Genomic DNA, 17,482 nt, shown 5'->3' with positions numbered 1-17,482 from the left:
CTCGTGTGCGCGTGTTGCGATGCCGTGATGAAATAACTGGCAAGGTTAACGTTCCAGAAAACCGACGCAGTCATGATCCCCGCAATTTCCCCCTTCCGCGATTCCCGTCGCGGTCATTGCACCCCCGTCTTTCTGGAGCACCTTCATGCGCGGCTTTTCCATTCGCCTCACCCACAAGGTGATGGCGATCGGCCTCTTTGGCCTCATCGGACTCGTCGCTTTCGGCACCATCTACGAGATCGGCAGCCTGTTCCAGGACACTTCACGCGCGATTGCGAACCGGGCACGCGCGATCGCCGATCTCGACAAGCAGATCTCGATCGAGATGCTGGAGGCGCGCCGCAACGAGAAGGATTTTCAGCAGCGCCGCAACGAGAGCTATACCAAGGCCCATGCGGAGCTGGTCGGGCCGATCAACCGCGATCTTGACGAGCTGGAGCGACTGACCGCGTCGGGCGACACCCGTGCGCTGTCGGACAGGATCCGGCAGGCTCATGACGGCTTCAAACGCTATGCCGCCGACTTTGCCGCGCTGGTTACGGCCGAGACCAAGCTCGGGCTGAACGAAACGCTCGGGCTCACCGGATCGTTGCGCGCCGCCGTCCACGATATCGAATCCAAGCTGAAGGAGATCGACAATCCGCGGCTCACGAGCTGGATGCTGACGATGCGCCGGCACGAGAAGGATTTCATGCTGCGGCGGGATCCCAAATACGTCGCTGAGCTGAAGAAGGCCGCCGCCGAGTTCTCCAAGGCGATGGAGGCGGCTGCCGTGCCGGCGGCGATCATGACCGACATCACCGCCAAGCTCGGAAAATATCAGTCGGAGTTTTCGAGCTGGGCCGAGACGGCACAGCAGATTGCCTCCTACGATTCGAGCATGATGAAGACGTTTCGCGATTTCGAACCCCTGATGGTGGAAGTGCGCGCATCGGTGGAGCGCACCTACAAGGAGGCCGAAGCCGCGGAGGCCGCGGTGCGGGATTCAGTACGCATGTGGATGATGGTCGCCTTCGCCGTCACCGTGGTCCTGCTCGGTGTGGTCGGATTCTTCCTGGGACGTTCGATCTCGAAGGCGCTCTCCGCGATGGTCCGCGCCATGACGCGGCTCGCGCGCGGCGAGCTCGCGATCTCCGTTCCCGGCGTTGGGCGCAAGGACGAGATCGGCGAGATGGCCGGCGCCGTCGAGGTGTTCAGGAATAACATGGCGGAGGCCGAGCGGCTTCGCGCCGAACAGGCGGAAGCGGAAGCGCGATCGCGTGAGCAGCGCAAGGCGGACATGCAGCGGCTCGCCGACACGTTCGAGGGCGCGGTCAGCAAAATCATCGAGACCGTGTCGTCGGCTGCAACCGAGCTCGAAGCCTCCTCCAACACCTTGACCCAAGCGGCGGACCGCTCGAACGGGCTTGCCACTGCGGTCGCGGCCGCCTCGGAAGAGGCCTCGGCCAATGTGCAGTCGGTATCGTCGGCGAGCGAGGAGATGACGTCGTCGATCTCCGAGATCAGCCGTCAGGTCCAGGAATCGGCGCGGGTCGCGGACGCCGCGGTGGGGCAGGCGCAGCGCACCAATGCACGCGTCGCCGAGCTGAGCAAGGCAGCGAACCGCATCGGCGACGTCGTCGAACTGATCAACACCATTGCCGGGCAGACCAATCTCTTGGCGCTCAACGCCACTATCGAGGCGGCGCGCGCCGGTGAGGCCGGCAAGGGCTTTGCCGTGGTTGCAGCCGAGGTGAAGGCGCTCGCCGAACAGACCGCGAAGGCGACCGGCGAGATCACGCAGCACATCGGCGCGATCCAGGCGGCGACCGGGGACTCCGTCGGCGCCATCAAGGAGATCGGCGACACGATCGCTCGGATGTCGGAGATCGCGTCGACCATCGCCGCCGCGGTCGAGGAGCAGGGCGCCGCAACGCAGCAGATTTCACGCAACATCCAGCGTGCCGCCACCGGCACTTCGCAGGTCTCCTCCAATATCAGCGATGTCCAGCGCGGCGCCGGCGAGACCGGCGCGGCCTCGGCGCAGGTGCATTCGGCGGCGCAATCGCTGTCGCGCGAGAGCAACCGGCTGAAGAGCGAGGTCGCGGGGTTCCTGGGGTCGGTGCGGGCGGCCTGACGCCTCCATTCGGTTCGGCGCTCTCGCGAGTGCGAAGCGGTTGAAGGGGCCGTACTTTTACGGAGAAGGAACTGCGTTAACCGCAGCTTGGAATTTGCGTGTGAGAATGCCGATTCAGAAGAACCAGCCAGCTTTGTCGGTCTGAACGTCCCGGCCGCCTTTTTCAGGCGTTCGCCGGGAATTCGAGCGTGCGGCTGCTGGCACCGCCGGGATGTGTTGCCATGTCTAAACTGTCGATCCGAATTAAGATATTGACCGTGTTGAGTGTTTTGGTGCTGTCGCTGGCCGGTGTCGGCGTGATGGCGATCGCCACGATGCAGAACATCAACGCGCACACGGTCGAAATCGCCGAGAGCTGGCTGCCGAGCGTGCGCGCTCTCGGTTCCATGCGCGCGGACATCAACGAGCTGCGCGTCGCGCTGCGCCTGCACCTGATGCAGGACACCGCCGAGGGCAAGGAAGCCGCCGAGAAGCGGCTGGCGTCGCTGCGCGAGCGGATCGAAACGACGCGCAAGGTCTACGAGCCGTTGATCACCTCGCCTGAGGAACGATCGATCTACGACCAATGGGTTCGCGGCTGGGATGAATATCTGAAGGGTGTGCAGGAGGTGATGGGCCTGTCGCGCAAGACCATTGGCGGCTTCCCGGTCGAGGCCAACACCCTGTTGCAGACCAAGGTCGCGAAGATGGCCCAGGCCGCCGACCCGCTGCTGCTCAAGGACATCGAGCTCAACAACCGGGGCGCCGAGGCGGAGACCAAGGCGGCGGCCGACAGCTACCGCGTCATCTTCCGCGTGCTGGTCGGCATCATCCTGGCCGCGGTCTTGCTCGCGATCGCCGCGGCGTATTTCCTGATCCGCGACGTGTCGCGCGGCATCAGTTCGATCATCCTGCCGATGCAGGCGCTCGGCGACGGCGATCTCGCCGCCGAAGTGCCGCATCGCGGCGAGCGGACCGAGATCGGATCGATGGCCGATGCGCTGCAGATCTTCAAGGAGGCGCTGATCGCGAAGAAGGCGGCCGACGAAGCGGCGGCGCGCGATGCGGAAGCCAAGATCGAGCGCGGACGCCGCGTCGACGCGATCACCCGCAAGTTCGAGGCCATGATCGGCGAGGTCGTCGGCACCGTCTCGTCAGCCTCGACCGAACTGGAAGCGTCGGCGACGACGCTGAGCAGCACCGCGCGGCGCGGGCAGGAGCTCTCCACCGTCGTTGCTGCGGCGTCGGAAGAAGCCTCCACCAACGTCCAGTCGGTCGCCTCGGCCTCCGAAGAGCTGTCGTCCTCGATCACCGAGATCAGCCGGCGCGTGCAGGATTCGGCGCGCATGGCGGCCGAAGCCGTCGAGCAGGCGGCGCGGACCAATGAGCGCGTCAACGAGCTGTCGCAGGCGGCGTCTCGCATCGGCGACGTCGTCGAGCTCATCAACACCATCGCGGGCCAGACCAATCTCCTGGCGCTTAACGCGACCATTGAGGCCGCGCGCGCGGGCGAAGCAGGCCGCGGCTTTGCGGTCGTCGCCTCCGAAGTGAAGGCGCTGGCCGAGCAGACCGCGAAAGCGACCGGCGAGATCGGTCAGCAGGTTGCGGGCATCCAGGCGGCAACGCAGGAATCCGTCAGCGCCATCCAGGAGATCGGCGGCACCATCGAAAGACTGTCCGAAGTGTCGTCGGCGATTGCGGCCGCTGTCGAGGAGCAGGGCGCAGCGACGCAGGAGATCTCGCGCAACGTGCAGCAGGCCTCGGTCGGCACGCAGGAGGTCTCCTCGAACATCACCGACGTGCAGCGCGGTGCGGTCGAGACCGGCTCGGCCTCGACGCAGGTGCTGTCGGCGGCAAAATCGCTGGCGTCGGACAGCACGCGCCTCAAGGTCGAGGTCGCGAGCTTCCTGGAGTCGGTGCGCGCGGCCTAATACTCAGAGCATGATCCGGAAAAGTGTGAAGCGGTTTTCCCTCGCGACAAACGCGGTACGCGTTTGCGCGGAGATCATGCTCAAACAAAGAGCTGAAGCGCGATAAGGCGCGCTTCAGCTGCCTGTTTGAGCGACGGGTGGTGGCGTCTGTCGGCGGAACAGGATCCGCTGGTAGAGCCACCCGATCGCGACCAGCACGATGCCCAGTCCCATGAAGGACAGCGCACGGTAGACGCCCGTCAGCGCCGACATGTCGATGACGAAGGCCTTCAGGATCGTTAGTGCGATGACGATGGCTGACGCCAGTCGCGCCCGTTCCGAATTGACAAGAATGCCGACGCCGAGCAGCACCACGCCAAAACCGAGCCAGCCGATCGAATAGGTGTATTGCTCGGCGCCTGTCGTCGCGCCGGTGGAGAGGATCGGGCCGTGATAGAAGCGGCGGATCTCCAGCGAGAGCCAGGCGAGCGCGAACACCAGCGCGCCGCCGGCCAGCGTGTTGGCGTAGGCCGTGGGGCGATGGTCCGCGACCGCATAGGACAGCACCAGCATCAGCAGCGACGGCAGGGCATAGCCCAGCAGGATATAGTTGAAGATCGGACCACCGACGTCGGTGCGCCAGAGCAGCGGATTCTCCAGGAGCAGCAGTCCGCCGACGGCGATCAGGCCTGCGATGACCGTGAGAATGACCGCGCCGACATTGTGGACGATGCTGCCGCTGCGCAGCCGCAGCCGTTCCAGCCCGATCGCCATGGCGAGCGTGACGCAGACTTGGAGCGCGAATTCGAGCAGCGACGGCGCCGCCGTCATCTGGCCGCCGGTTGCGAAGTGACGGATCTCCATGAAGGCGAGCAGTGCCGTGAACAGGATCGCGGCCGCTTCCACCATGCGAAGCGGCGCGTCGTCAGCGCGGCGGCGCAGGAAGATGCTCGCGCCCCAGAACGACAGCGCCGGCAGGCCGTAGCCCCAGAGCAGCCAGTTCAGGATCGGCGTGGTGCCGACGGCGTCGCCGACGATGCGCGGATCGTAGGCCACGCGCGCCGTCACGATGGCCGCGAAGATCGCCGCGAGCCGGCGCAGGAAGGGGATCGGCCGCTGTATCGAAATCCAGGCCGTGCCGAGCGACATCAGCGCCAGCGCGATCGTCAGCCAGCCCTTCTCCAGTGCGAAGGTGAGGGCCAGCGCGAGTGCGCCGAGCGTGCCGGTGGCGAACAGCGCGATCGAGATCGGCAGGCCCGGCCGCGTTTCGCGCCGCGTCAGCGCCTCGGTCGCAGCGGCGAACGCCACGGCCAGGACCACGGCGAGGATCGCGAACGGGATCGAGCGGTCGAGATGGGCGATGCGGGCGTAGAGCGCGACCAGCAGTGCGATCGGCGTCGCGGTTGCGGTCGCCGCCCACACTACGGGAATGATGGCCGAGTTCGAGCGTCCCTGCGCGAGGAAGCCGGCGATGCCAAAGCCCGCGGCGAACAGCGCGGCCATGACCAGATGCAGCGTCACCGAGCTGTCGGTCGCGACGGGGCCGATGCCAGGCAGCGGGCCGCCCGGCAGCACCAGCATGTCCGGATTGGCGCGCACGGCCCATTCGGCGAACACGATGAAGACGAACACGGCGGCAGCGCCGAGCGCGTTGGTTGCGGCCGGTGCGCGCCAGGCCACCAGCAGCGTGGCTGCAACCAGGATGGTGAACGTGATCAGTCCGAGATCGGCATGTCCGCTCGACAGCACGATCAGCATGGCACCGAACAGATAGGCCGCGAGCGAGGCCGATGAAATCGGCTCGATCGTGCCGTCCTCGATATCAGGACCGAACATGAAGCCGCACACGACCAGCAGGCTCGCGAGGACGAAGCCCGCGATCACGTGGAAGGCGTGCGGTGCGACCAGTTGCGCGCCGAGATCGAGCCCCGGGAAGGTCCAGAGCAGCGCGAAGACGATGGTGGTGACCGCAAGCCAGCGCCACAGGCGGATGCGCGCCAGGCCAAAGCTCGCCGCGCTGACGATCGCCAGATAAACATACAGCGCCCAAAAGTCCGGCTTGTCGGATGAGACCAGGATCGGCGTCACGAACGCGCCGACCACGCCGAGGCCCGCAAGCGCCGGCCCGTGCAATAGCGCCGCGGCCAGCGTGCACATCGCGACGATGCCAAGCAGCACGAAGGCGGTCGCGGGCACGAGGAAGTCGTAGAGCGCATAGGCCGCATAGATGGTGGCGAACGCGACCGCCGTGCCGGCCGCCGTGAGGATCGCCGGGATGTTGGCGATCGGCGTAGCCTCGATTGATGAGATGCTCTCCTTGCGCCGCGTCCATTCGCCGGCGCCTAGCAGCGCCAACGCAAACAGGCCGCCGAGGAAGACGCGCACGCCGGGGCCGAGCAGGCCCGCTTCGATCGAATAGCGCACCATGAAGAAGCCGCCGAGCGCGAGCGCAAGGCCGCCGATCCACACCACCCAGCGCGTGCCGAGACGTTCTTCGAGCCCGGGCGCGGCCGCGGGCAACGGTGGCGGCGGCGCGGAAGCGTCAGCCACATCCGCGGGCGCAGTTGCGACATCTTCCGTCACGAGCGGCGGTGCCACCTCAGCTTCGGGCGGAAGCGGCGGCGGCGCGGCCGCGCTTGTCGGACCCGCTTGGAAAGGCATCTCAGTTTGCGCCTGTACAGGCCGCGGCGCGCGCGCAGCCTCTTCAAGCAGGTTCAGCCGCCGGCGCAATTCCGTGACCTCGTTGGAGGCTCTCAGCGCAAACATGAACGCAGCGATCGCACTGATCAGTGCAACGAGCTCAAACGGGTTCTCGAACATAAAGCCTCCAGGCGATCGGCCGGGAGGCGAATCGCGCAAATGTATTCTAGCGCCGGGAGCGGACGCGCAGGCCGGGGGCCGGTCGCTCCTGAAGCACTTCGCGGCGGAAGCGGTAGAGCGCTGCCGGCCGCCCGCCGGTCTGTGTCGACATCACCCCGGTCGGTTCGACCAGGGCCTCGGTCTCCACAAGGCGGCGGAAATTCTGCTTGTGCAGGTGCCGGCCGGAGATGGCCTCCACCGTGTGCTGCAATTCAGTGAGTGTGAATTCGGCGGGCAAAAGTTCAAAGATGACAGGGCGGTACTTCAGTTTTGCGCGCAGCCGCGCGATTCCGGTTGCCAGAATCCGGCGGTGGTCGAACCGCATCGAGACACCGAGGGAAGGAAGCGCCTTGCGCGCTAATGCCGCAGGGCGGCCGTCCCGCCGCGCCTCCTCGATCAGGCCGGCTTCGTAGAGCAGCTCGTAGCGGTCGAGCACGCGCTCCTCGTCCCAGGGCGCGCCGTCCTGGCCGAAATAGAGCCGCACGCGATCCTTCCGCGGCAGCGCGCGCGTCGTCTCCGGCGTGTCCTCCTCGGCCCATCGTGCCAGCGCTGGAATGATGTCGCGCGCGATGATTGCTGGCGGCTGCTCGCGCCAGTCCTCCCAGGGGAAGAAGCGGTACCAGGGCTCGAAGGTCGCCCCCGGCGCGGGCGCGGCGTTTTCGGCGGCGCGGGTCAGCGCGAGATATCCGATCGAGACCATATGCGCGTCGGTGTCGCTGGCCTCCGCATGCCGGCCGCGATCGCCAAATGTGTAGAGCTGCTCGACATAGCCGAGCTTCAATCCCGCCTGCGCCTCGACCCAGGCGCGCAGCCCGATCTCGAACGTGCGATGGGAAAGCGGATCGAACGGACCGAAGGGGAGCCCTGCGAGCTGATCGCTGCCGTGCGCGGTCAGGATCAGCGGCTCATTGTCTCCGATCGCGACGATCGCAGCGGTCAAGCCGATCTCGATCGGCGTCAGCAGCTTGTCGCTCATCCGGCGGCGATCGAAGAGGTTACTACAAACTCGTCATGGCCGGGCTTGTCCCGGCCATCCACGACCTTTTCCGCAGAGCAAAGAACGTGGATGCCCGGGACATAGGCGAGCGGAAGCGACGCCGTCCTTCGGACGGCTATGCCGGGCATGACGATGAGGAGGCAGTTGTGCGCCGTTTTCATTCGAGCTCGATCACGAAAGGGCGGCCCTCGACCATCATCGCGCCGGGGCCCATCTCGTCGAGCGCGCGCAGCATGCGGCCTTCGCGGCCGAGCGCGCGGTCGGCAAGACCGACGATGCGCCGGTTGGGCGAGGCGATCGGCGAGGCCGCGCGGATCTTCTTGGCGATCTCGATCTCGTCGCGATGCGGATTGAGCGCGCAGACCGCCGCAAATGCGCTCGCGGTCGAGCGGCTGATCCCGGCATAGCAATGCACGACCAGCGGCGCGCCGCGGTCCCAGCCGCGCACGAAGTTGAGGACCTGCTCGATGTGCCCCTCGGACGGCGCGACAAAACCGTCCATCTCCTCGGTGATGTCGTCCATCGACACTTTGAGATGATTGGCCGGCAGCACCGAGACGGGACGAGCCACCTGCTCGACATTGGCCATCACGGTCAGCACATGGCTGGCGCCGGTGAGACGGACGGTTTCGGGCAATGCGGCGAGCGAACAGACGTGGATCATGGCGTTCCTGTTTTCGGCCAGTATAGCCAGCAGCGTAGGGTGGGCAAAGCGAAGCGTGCCCACCACTTCTGTCTAATCTCGGGCCTCTAGGCTACGAAAACACCGCATTGAACCGCTCCAAAAAGCGCTTCTCGGCCTTCGCCGCGGTCCAGGGCGTCAGGTAGTCGCGCTCGGTCGCCTCGGGGAGGCCAGGATCGCGGCCGAACAGGCGCCTGGCCTCGCTCTCGCTGAAGCCGGCCAGCCTGGTCGCCTCCAGATACGCTGCACCGCGATCGGCAGCCTTGATCGTCTGGATGATCTCGTCGGCCAGTTCAGGTGGCAATCCGAAGCGGATGTGGATGGCGCCGAGCAGGCGCTTCTCGACCGCCTTGTAGTGGCCTTCGAGCACCGCCTTGAACGGGGAGATCATGTCGCCGATGACGTATTCGGGAGCGTCGTGCAGCAGGGCCGCGAGCCGCACCCGCTGATCCACCCGCGGCGTCTCGTGCCGCATCACGGTCTCGACCAGCAGCGTGTGCTGGGCCACCGAGAAGATGTGCGCGCCGGTGGTTTGCCCGTTCCAGCGCGCCACCCGCGCCAGGCCGTGGGCGATGTCGGCGATCTCGATATCGAGCGGCGAGGGATCGAGCAGGTCGAGCCGCCGTCCCGACAGCATGCGCTGCCAGGCGCGCGACTTCACGTCATTAATGGCCGGCTTCCCTGCCGTCATTTGACTTTGAGGCGCGGCTTGCGGGCCGTCTTGCCGCAGGTCGCGTGGCAATGGCAGTCGACGAGATGATCGTTGACCATGCCGGTCGCCTGCATGAAGGCGTAGACGATAGTCGGTCCGACGAACTTGAAGCCGCGCGAGGACAGTTCTTTCGAGATCTGCACCGAGAGCGGCGTCGACGCCGGCACGCTCGCGGTGGTCTTGAAATGGTTGACCTTGGGCCGGCCGCCCATGAAATCCCACAGCAGCTTTGAGAAGCCCGGTCCCTTCTCCATGATCTCGAGATAGGACTTTGCGCTCAAGATCGTGCCGTCGATCTTGGCGCGATTGCGCACGATGCCGACATCGTTCATCAATGCGTGGACCTTCTTCGCGTTGTAGCGCGCGATCTTCTCCGGCTGGAAATCGTCGAACGCTTTGCGAAAGTTGTCGCGCTTGCGCAAAATCGTGATCCAGGAGAGGCCAGCCTGAAAACCGTCGAGGATCAGCTTCTCGTAGAGCGCGCGGTCGTCATATTCAGGCACGCCCCATTCGGTGTCGTGATAGGCGACATAAAGCGGATCTTCGCCGGGCCAGGGGCAGCGCGTCAGGCCATCGTCATGCAGGCGGGGAGCGCGGCTCATGCGACGGGGTGCTTGGCTGGCGTGCGGACGATGTCGGGATCGGCGAGCCTCACGCTCAGGCCGCCGGCCGTGAGCGGCAGGCCCGCATCGAGCGCATCCGCGACGCGATCGGTGCGCACCAGCGCGATGCCCGCGCCGCGCGCGGTCGAGCCCATGGTGCCGACCGGTTTTTCGCCGGCGAGAACCGGCACGCCGACTTCGGGCGAGGGGCCGTCGATCAGCACCTTCACGCTGCGCGTGCGCGCGGTGCCGCGATGCTGCATGCGCGACACCACCTCCTGGCCGACATAGCAGCCCTTGTCGAAATCGACACCGGACAGGCGGTCCATGTTGGTCTCGTGCGGGAACGCATCGCCATACATGAAGTCGAGCCCGCCGCGCGGCACGCCGCTGGCGATGCGATGCGCCTCGTAGTCGGCGGCATCGACGAGTTCCGCACCGATCAGGCCCGCGAGCTTCTCCTTCAGGTCTGCCGGGATCAAAATGCGCACGCCAAGGCGTTCGTCGCGGGGATCCGCGAAGGTGAGGTCCGGCTGGGCCGCGATCGTGCCATCCCAGGCCGCGAGCACGCCGAGATCGTCGGTGAGGTTCTCCACCGTGACCTTGGCGCGCAGCTTGTAGAATTTCAGCTTGTCGGCGAGCCCCTGCGCCAGCGCGCGCGGGCAGTCGATCAGGAAGCCGCCGCCATGGCCGGCGGGCGCCTCGGTGATGAGGAAATCGACGACGATCTTGCCCTGTGGCGTCAGCAAGGCCCCGAATCGGCCGAGTCCGGGTTTCAGCCTGTCGACGTCAGTGGTGACGAGGCCATTGAGGAAGTTGCGCGCATCCTCGCCCGTGACCTTGACCACGCCCCGATCACCGAGAAACGCTGCTTTCATGCGAAAATCTCTTGCGACATCATGCGTCGGAACGTAAGCCCCCAAGAGGTGAACGACAAGACCTCGAGCCCTGCGCTTGGGGATGAGAGAGACGGACAGCCATGACCCAGCGCTTTGACGTGATCCTGAAATCCGGCACCGTGGTCAATCAGGACGGCGAGGGTGTCCGCGACATCGGCATCACGGGTGGCCGCATCGCCGAGATCGGCAATCTGTCGCAGGCCTCGGCTGGCGAAACCGTCGACTGCAAGGGCCTGCACATCCTGCCCGGCGTGATGGACACGCAGGTGCATTTCCGCGAGCCCGGCCTGACGCAGAAGGAAGATCTCGAAACCGGTTCGCGCAGCGCCGTGATGGGCGGCGTCACCGCGGTGTTCGAGATGCCGAACACCAATCCGCTGACCGTGACCGAAGAGGCGTTCACCGCCAAGATCAAGGCCGGCCATCATCGCATGCATTGCGATTTCGCCTTCTTCATCGGCGGCACCCGCGAGAACGTGAACCATCTGCCGGAGCTGGAGCGCGCACCGGGCTGCGCCGGCGTCAAGGTGTTCATCGGCTCGTCGACCGGCGCGCTGCTGGTAGAGGACGACGAGAGCCTGCGCCGCATCTTCCAGGTGATCCGCCGCCGCGCGGCATTCCACGCCGAGGACGAGTATCGCCTCAACGAGCGCAAGCCGCTGCGCATCGAGGGCGATCCGCGCTCGCACCCGGTGTGGCGCGACGAGCCCGCGGCGCTGATCGCAACCCAGCGTCTGGTCAACCTCGCGCGTGAGACCGGAAAACGCATCCACGTGCTGCACATCTCGACCAAGGAAGAGATCGAGTACTTGCGCGACCACAAGGACGTCGCCTCCTGCGAGGCGACGCCGCATCATCTCACCCTGATGGCGCCCGAATGCTACGAGCGGCTGGGGACGCTGGCGCAGATGAATCCGCCGGTGCGCGGCGCCGATCACCGCGCCGGCATCTGGCGCGGCATCGAGCAGGGCATCATCGACGTGCTCGGCTCCGACCATGCGCCGCATACGCTGGAGGAGAAGCAGAAGACGTATCCCGCTTCGCCCTCGGGCATGACCGGCGTGCAGACGCTGGTGCCGCTGATGCTCGATCACGTCAATGCGGGCCGGCTCTCGCTTGCGCGCTTCGTCGACCTCACCAGCGCAGGACCAGCGCGGCTCTACAACATCGCCTGCAAGGGCCGTATCGCGGCGGGCTACGACGCCGACTTCACGATCGTGGACCTCAAGCGCAGTGAAACCATCACCAACAAATGGGTCGCCTCCAAGGCCGGCTGGACGCCCTATGACGGCCTGCGCGTCACCGGTTGGCCCGTCGGCACGTTCGTGCGCGGCAAGCGCGTGATGTGGCAGGGCGAGTTGACGACGCCATCGCAAGGCGAGCCGGTGCGGTTTCTGGAGACGTTGAAGGCGTAAGGCTGGTCACGCCTCTCACTCCGCTGTCATGCCCCGCGCAGGCGGGGCATCCAGTACGCCGCGGCCTCTCGGCTCAATCACTGCCGTCTCTGGAATACTGGATTGCCCGCCTTCGCGGGCAATGACAGTGTGAAGGGAACGACAAGACGAACGCGGGGAAGCAAACGATGACCCAGCCATCATCCCTCATCTCCACCGAGCAACTCGCCTCCATGCTCGGCGATCCGCATCTGCGCATCTACGACTGCACGACCTACAACGAGCCGGTGCCACCGGGCAGCGACGTGCCCTATCGCGCGGTGCCCGGCGACAAGACCTTTGAGGCCGGCCACATCCCGGGCGCTGATTTTCTCGACCTGCAGGGCGAGTTCTCCGACGCCGCCGCGCAACAGTTCTTCATGATGCCCGGCATCGCCCAGCTCGAAGCCGCCTTCGGCCGCCACGGCATCGACGCGTCGAAGACGATCGTGCTCTACAGCATCGGCACCATGATGTGGGCGACGCGATTCTGGTGGATGCTGCGCTCGCTTGGCGTCGAGGCAAAAGTGCTCGACGGGGGATTCGACAAATGGAAGGCCGAAGGGCGGCCGGTCGAGCAGGGCGCGCCGAAGGGTTATCCGCCGTCGACGTTCAAGGCCGCCCCGCGCGCCGGGCTCTTCGTCGACAAATCAGTCGTGCTCGCCAAGCGCGACGATCCCTCGACCGTGATCGTCAACGCACTTGGCCCGCAGTTTCATCGCGGGCTGGAGCCGAGCCGCTATGGCCGGCCCGGCCGGGTTCCCGGCAGCCGCAACGTACCTGCCGCGACGCTGGTCAATCCTGCCGACAAAACGCTGACCACGCTTGCAGACGCCGAGGCAAAGTTCCATGCGCAGGGGATTACGCGCGACAAGCACGTCATCTGCTATTGCGGCGGCGGCATCTCGGCGACGATCGATCTCTTCCTGCTCACCGCGCTCGGCTACGACAAGCTCACGCTCTACGATGCCTCCATGGGCGAGTGGGCGAAGGACACCAGCCTGCCGATCGAGACGGACTAGAATTTTCGGGAACCTTTTTCACCAGCTCGCATCCAATGTCCGGTAGATTTGGAGACGAGCCGTGACCGCCATGCATCGCACTGCAGCATTCCCCACCACCGATTCCGGCACGCCCGAGGCCGAGCTGATCCGCCGTGCGCAGGCGCGCGACGAGGTTGCGCTGCGCGCCATCATGCAGGCCAACAACCGCAGGCTTTATCGTCTTGCCCGTGGCATCCTGCGCAGCGACAGCGAGGCCGAGGACGTGGTGCAGGAGACCTATGTCCGCGCCTTCACCCATCTCGACGGCTTTCGCGGCGAGTCCGGCCTGTCGACCTGGCTCTCGCGCATTGCGATCAACGAGGCGCTCGGCCGTGTGCGCAGCCACAAGCCGCATGTCGAACTGGGATCGGTGCCGGAAGCAACGCTTCAAGCCCAGATCATCCCGTTTCCCCTGTCGTCCGCCGATCCGGAAAAATCCATGGCCCAACGTGAGATCCAGCATGTCGTCGAGCGCGCGGTCGATGAATTGCCTGACGTCTTCCGCATGGTCTTCATCGCGCGGGTGATGGAGGGCATGAGCATGGAGGAGACGGCCGAACTGCTCGGCGTCAAGCCGGAGACGGTGAAGACGCGGCTGCACCGCGCGCGCACCATGCTGCGCGAGAACGTCGAGAAGAAGATCGGTCCTGTCGTGATGGATGCGTTCCCGTTCGCAGGCACGCGCTGCGAGCGCCTGACCGAAGCCGTGCTGAAGCGTCTCGGCGTCGGCGCGTAAATTTTGCGGGAACGTACGCGCGGAATTCGCATCCAACTCCTGTGCAAGCAATGCGCCGGGACAAATCCGGCACCACAGGAGTATCAAACATGTTCGTTCGATGCAGCGTGGCGATCGCCACGGTCGCCCTTTTGTCCGGCCCTGCGCTCGCGCAAGGTGCCAAGCCCACTGATCCGCAGATCGCCCATATCGCCTACACCGCAGGCGTGATCGACATCAACGCCGCCAAGCAGGCGGTGAAGAAGAGCAAGAGCAAGGAGGTCAAGGCGTTCGCTGAGGACATGGTGCGCGATCATGAGGCGGTCAACAAGCAGGCGCTCGCGCTGGTCAAGAAACTGAATGTGACGCCCGAGGATAACGACACCAGCAAGACGCTGTCCAAGCAGGCCAGTGACAAGCTCGCCGAGCTCGATAAGCTAAGCGGCGCAGCGTACGACAAGGCCTATGTCCAGAACGAGGTTGCCTACCACAAGGCGGTCAACGGCGCGCTGGAAGCCCAGCTCATTCCCTCCGCCAGCAATGCCGAGTTGAAGAGCCTGCTGCAGACCGGCCTGAAGATCTTTCAGGGTCATCAGCAGCACGCCGAGCATGTCGCGGCCGAGCTGAAATAGGGAGCGCGCGATGATGCCGGGACGGCTGTTGTCGATCGCAGGCGCGATCACGTTGGTATCGCTGATCGTCCCCGCAAGCGGGGAGACGGTTCAGATCACGATGGAGAATCTCGAGATCACGCCGGCCGAGGTTTCATTGAAGGTCGGCGACACCGTCGAGTGGATCAACAAGGACGTGTTCGCGCACACGGCGACGGCCAGGGGCGGCGATTTCGACGTCAACCTGCCGGCGAAGAAATCGGCGATGTCAGTCGTGAAGAAGACCGGCACCGTTGAGTATTACTGCCGCTTTCACCCGAACATGAAGGCGACGCTCAGGATCGCGCCGTAGCGGTTCCATGTGGGCGCCGGGAAAACCTCCCGGCGTTCCCCGGACTAATGCTGATCTGCGGAAAATCGCGTCTGTGCGATAACGGCCCGGACGTCGCGACGTGTCGCGGGTCAATCCTCCTCAACTGGCCCCGTTCATCCGAGCGGGGTCATTCTTTCGAGGATTTCGTTACTGCCTCGCAAGGTCGACGGAGAATTCGCCGTTGCGCACGCGTCCGGCGAGACCCTCGACGAACTTTGCCACCGGATCCTCGCCATAGGTGCCGACGAGTTCGGCGAGCGCGGCAAACAGGCTCGCCTGCGCAAGGCAGTCGCCATCGACGCCGTCATGGCGTGCTTCGGCCCAGGCCTCGTTGAGATAGCTGAGTGCAGCCTGCTTCTGCTCATGGTCGGGCAGGGGCGCGCGGGCGGGTGCGTAGGAAATCGGAGAACTCATGAATCCCGGACAAAGGCTGGAGGCGCAATCCACGGCGACGCGCTGGTCATTAACGTGTAGCACGCGCACTGGGAGCGCCTAGTCCACATCTTTAAGAACGGTTAACGGGCCCGAACAATGTGGATGAGTGGTTCCAGCCGCCAGCCGGAGGAGCAAATCCAGGGCAAATCTACCATCCGTTGCGTGGGCGCTGCGGAGTTCTCAGGATGCAGGGCCGCCGGCCCGATTCCCGCCTGACAGGCTGATTGACGCACAGTCCGGGAATGTGAATTTTTCGTCGACGCGGTCGGCCGTGTACTCCACCGCGGTCGCCAGATGGACGTAGCGGGTGTGCTGCTCGGTCAGCTCTTCGAGACGGTAGTCGTCGGTCGCGGGCGGACTCATGGGGACGCCGCCGACGGAGGTCGTAACGATGCGATAGCCGCTCGGGCCGCGGAGGACCCAGGTGCCGGCTTCGCGCTGGTCGAACGTCAGGACACAGTTCTTGTAGATTCGGAAGTGGATGTCGAAGGTGCCGTCATCCCAATAGTGGATGATCTGCTGCGTGACCTCGTGAATGGGCGGCTGGTAGCCTTGGCCGTACCAATATCCGACCAGCGAGGCCGCAGGCGCGGCCGTCGGCGTGCAGGCGAGCGCAAGGCACGTCGTAATCGCGCGAAGCTTCAACATCTCTTCACCATGGGCGAGCCGCAAAGACGGCTGTTCAAGGGGCGGGGCAAATCCATGGCATGTAGTCGCGCCAGCTCGAAGCCTAGTTCGCGTAGCGTGCGGTCAGGTCGCGCGAGATTTTCGAGCCTTCCTCGATGTAGCGGCGGATCGCGACGGAGGCGGCCGGCGTGCAGCTCCGGTAGGTCTGCTGAAAGCCGTTATAGCCGCGGTTGAAGCCCGCGATCATGCGGGTGCGGCGCTCGCCGGAGGGGGTTTCGGCGTCGATCAGCGCCTGCATCTCGTTGCGCCATTTGTTGCCCTCATTGGCCCCGCAGATGCCGCGCAGATAGTGCAGGCCGCCGAGGATTTCTGCGAGCCGCTGCAGATCCGCGTCAAACGGTGCGGCCGCGTCCTGGGCCCGGGCAGGCACCGTGGCGCAGGCGAGAATCAGGGCAAAAATGGCGAGACATCGCGTGAACATCGGCGGTGATATGCCCCCTCCGGCGGGGGGACGCAAGGCAGGCCAGGAACCCCGATAAGCACCCGGATCAGGGTCGGATCAGCCGCTCCGCCTGCAAAATGACCTCTTCCAGGCCGCCGGTCAGCTTGAGGTCGCCAAGCCTGTGGAATTCGGACGGTGCGAGCCAGCGGAAATCATCGAGCTCGTCGTTCAGATTGGGCTCCTTACCGACCCAGCGGGCGGCAAAGGACATGATGAGGTAATGGCCGGCGCCGCCAGCCGCCGGCAGCACCTCACGCCAGCCGGCGAGGCCCACGATCTCGATATCGAGCCCCGTCTCCTCGTCGACCTCGCGCGCGAGCGCCTGATGCAGCGATTCGCCGAATTCGACCCGGCCGCCCGGCAGCGAATAAAAACCCTTGGCGGGCGAGCGGGCGCGGCGGACCAGCAGCACCTTGCCGTCGCGAAAAATCGCGGCGCTGACGGCGAGCTGGGGGCGGGCGGGCTGAGCGGGCGACGACACGCGTCAGTTCGCCATGATGTTGTCGATGTCGGCCTCAGTGCCGCCATTGATGATGCCGCCGCAGGTCGCGATCAGCGGCTTGACCCAGAGGGTCGCCTGCTCGGCGAGACGGACGCGGGTCTGGTCCTTCTCGACTTCGCGCATGGCCGAGCCGACCGCTGTCAGGATCGAGGTCATGGTGTCGGTGATGTGGTCGAACTGGGCGCGCACGGTGGGTTCGGCCTTCTCATAGGCCTCGATGGCGAGGTCGCGCGCCTTGAAATTGGAGGCCGTGAAATGTTCGGCGTAGGACAGCGGCGACCAGGTCAGAAAATCTTCGGCGCATTCCGGCATGTCCGGGACCATTTCGAGCAGCATCACGGCTTCATTGAAATGGTTCAGATAGTCGGTGGCAAGCCCGGTCCGCGGGTTGATATTGGCCACGCGCAGCCGCTCGGCCCAGGCCGCCGCCTCGGCGCCCGACACGACTTGCCTTTGCGCGGGTTCGGCGACCATCGAGTTCATCC

General features: G+C 65.4%; 18 protein-coding genes. 7 read left to right on the top strand and 11 right to left on the bottom strand.

Features of this window, described 5'->3' with window-relative positions; genetic code table 11:
- Positions 1-145: 145 nt before the first annotated feature.
- Both KUF59_RS33720 and KUF59_RS33715 read left to right on the top strand, forming a co-directional pair.
- Complete coding sequence (locus tag KUF59_RS33720; protein ID WP_258767578.1) at positions 146-2,116, top strand: methyl-accepting chemotaxis protein; 1,971 nt, start codon at positions 146-148, stop codon at positions 2,114-2,116.
- A gap of 221 nt (positions 2,117-2,337) precedes the next feature.
- On the top strand, positions 2,338-4,026 hold the full coding sequence (locus tag KUF59_RS33715; protein ID WP_258767577.1) for a methyl-accepting chemotaxis protein: 1,689 nt from the start codon (positions 2,338-2,340) through the stop codon (positions 4,024-4,026).
- 114 nt (positions 4,027-4,140) lie between these two features.
- On the opposite strand, the gene KUF59_RS33710 is transcribed toward KUF59_RS33715, so the two are convergent.
- The 6 genes from KUF59_RS33710 to ygfZ form a co-directional block, all read right to left on the bottom strand.
- Positions 4,141-6,825 (bottom strand): DUF2339 domain-containing protein, encoded by a 2,685-nt coding sequence (locus KUF59_RS33710; RefSeq protein WP_258767576.1) that lies wholly within the window; start codon positions 6,823-6,825, stop codon positions 4,141-4,143.
- Positions 6,826-6,871: 46 nt separating this feature from the next.
- Positions 6,872-7,840: an NUDIX hydrolase gene (locus KUF59_RS33705; RefSeq protein WP_258767575.1), complete on the bottom strand. Its 969-nt coding sequence runs from the start codon at positions 7,838-7,840 to the stop codon at positions 6,872-6,874.
- 178 nt (positions 7,841-8,018) lie between these two features.
- The gene (locus KUF59_RS33700; RefSeq protein WP_212458836.1) at positions 8,019-8,525 is read right to left on the bottom strand and encodes a tyrosine phosphatase family protein; all 507 of its coding nucleotides are present in this window, start codon (positions 8,523-8,525) and stop codon (positions 8,019-8,021) included.
- Positions 8,526-8,616: 91 nt separating this feature from the next.
- Positions 8,617-9,234 (bottom strand): HD family hydrolase, encoded by a 618-nt coding sequence (locus tag KUF59_RS33695; RefSeq protein WP_258767574.1) that lies wholly within the window; start codon positions 9,232-9,234, stop codon positions 8,617-8,619.
- Complete coding sequence (locus KUF59_RS33690) at positions 9,231-9,857, bottom strand: DNA-3-methyladenine glycosylase I (RefSeq protein WP_212458834.1); 627 nt, start codon at positions 9,855-9,857, stop codon at positions 9,231-9,233. The genes KUF59_RS33695 and KUF59_RS33690 overlap by 4 nt, the downstream gene beginning before the upstream one ends.
- A complete protein-coding gene (gene ygfZ / locus KUF59_RS33685) occupies positions 9,854-10,735 on the bottom strand; it encodes a CAF17-like 4Fe-4S cluster assembly/insertion protein YgfZ (protein WP_212458833.1) in 882 nt (293 codons plus the stop codon). Before ygfZ ends, KUF59_RS33690 begins: the two co-directional genes overlap by 4 nt.
- Positions 10,736-10,836: 101 nt before the next feature.
- Between ygfZ and KUF59_RS33680 the strand changes: the two genes are divergently transcribed.
- From KUF59_RS33680 to KUF59_RS33660, 5 genes are all read left to right on the top strand, one after another.
- A complete protein-coding gene (locus tag KUF59_RS33680) occupies positions 10,837-12,171 on the top strand; it encodes a dihydroorotase (RefSeq protein ID WP_258767573.1) in 1,335 nt (444 codons plus the stop codon).
- A 167-nt stretch (positions 12,172-12,338) separates the two neighbouring features.
- Entirely contained in the window at positions 12,339-13,211 is an 873-nt protein-coding gene (locus KUF59_RS33675; protein WP_258767572.1) for a sulfurtransferase, read from the top strand.
- Between the two features lie 70 nt (positions 13,212-13,281).
- Positions 13,282-13,968 (top strand): RNA polymerase sigma factor, encoded by a 687-nt coding sequence (locus tag KUF59_RS33670; RefSeq protein WP_258770062.1) that lies wholly within the window; start codon positions 13,282-13,284, stop codon positions 13,966-13,968.
- 89 nt (positions 13,969-14,057) lie between these two features.
- Entirely contained in the window at positions 14,058-14,579 is a 522-nt protein-coding gene (locus tag KUF59_RS33665; protein ID WP_212458830.1) for a DUF4142 domain-containing protein, read from the top strand.
- A 10-nt stretch (positions 14,580-14,589) separates the two neighbouring features.
- A complete protein-coding gene (locus tag KUF59_RS33660; protein WP_258767571.1) occupies positions 14,590-14,910 on the top strand; it encodes a cupredoxin domain-containing protein in 321 nt (106 codons plus the stop codon).
- A 168-nt stretch (positions 14,911-15,078) separates the two neighbouring features.
- Here KUF59_RS33660 and KUF59_RS33655 read toward each other — a convergent pair whose 3' ends face one another.
- The 5 genes from KUF59_RS33655 to KUF59_RS33635 all read right to left on the bottom strand — a co-directional run bounded on the left by KUF59_RS33655 (position 15,079) and on the right by KUF59_RS33635 (position 17,480).
- Positions 15,079-15,345, bottom strand: coding sequence for a hypothetical protein (locus KUF59_RS33655; protein WP_140979584.1), 267 nt, complete (start codon positions 15,343-15,345; stop codon positions 15,079-15,081).
- A 201-nt stretch (positions 15,346-15,546) separates the two neighbouring features.
- Positions 15,547-16,014, bottom strand: coding sequence for a hypothetical protein (locus KUF59_RS33650; protein ID WP_212458828.1), 468 nt, complete (start codon positions 16,012-16,014; stop codon positions 15,547-15,549).
- Between the two features lie 82 nt (positions 16,015-16,096).
- Positions 16,097-16,474: a TIGR02301 family protein gene (locus tag KUF59_RS33645; RefSeq protein ID WP_212458827.1), complete on the bottom strand. Its 378-nt coding sequence runs from the start codon at positions 16,472-16,474 to the stop codon at positions 16,097-16,099.
- Positions 16,475-16,541: 67 nt separating this feature from the next.
- On the bottom strand, positions 16,542-16,976 hold the full coding sequence (locus tag KUF59_RS33640; RefSeq protein ID WP_258767570.1) for an NUDIX hydrolase: 435 nt from the start codon (positions 16,974-16,976) through the stop codon (positions 16,542-16,544).
- A 3-nt stretch (positions 16,977-16,979) separates the two neighbouring features.
- Complete coding sequence (locus KUF59_RS33635; RefSeq protein ID WP_212458825.1) at positions 16,980-17,480, bottom strand: hypothetical protein; 501 nt, start codon at positions 17,478-17,480, stop codon at positions 16,980-16,982.
- Positions 17,481-17,482 lie beyond the last annotated feature (2 nt).

This window comes from Bradyrhizobium arachidis (genome assembly GCF_024758505.1).
In the GTDB taxonomy this organism is placed as follows: Bacteria; Pseudomonadota; Alphaproteobacteria; order Rhizobiales; family Xanthobacteraceae; genus Bradyrhizobium; species Bradyrhizobium manausense_C.
This window is presented reverse-complemented; position numbering and strand designations above follow the sequence as displayed.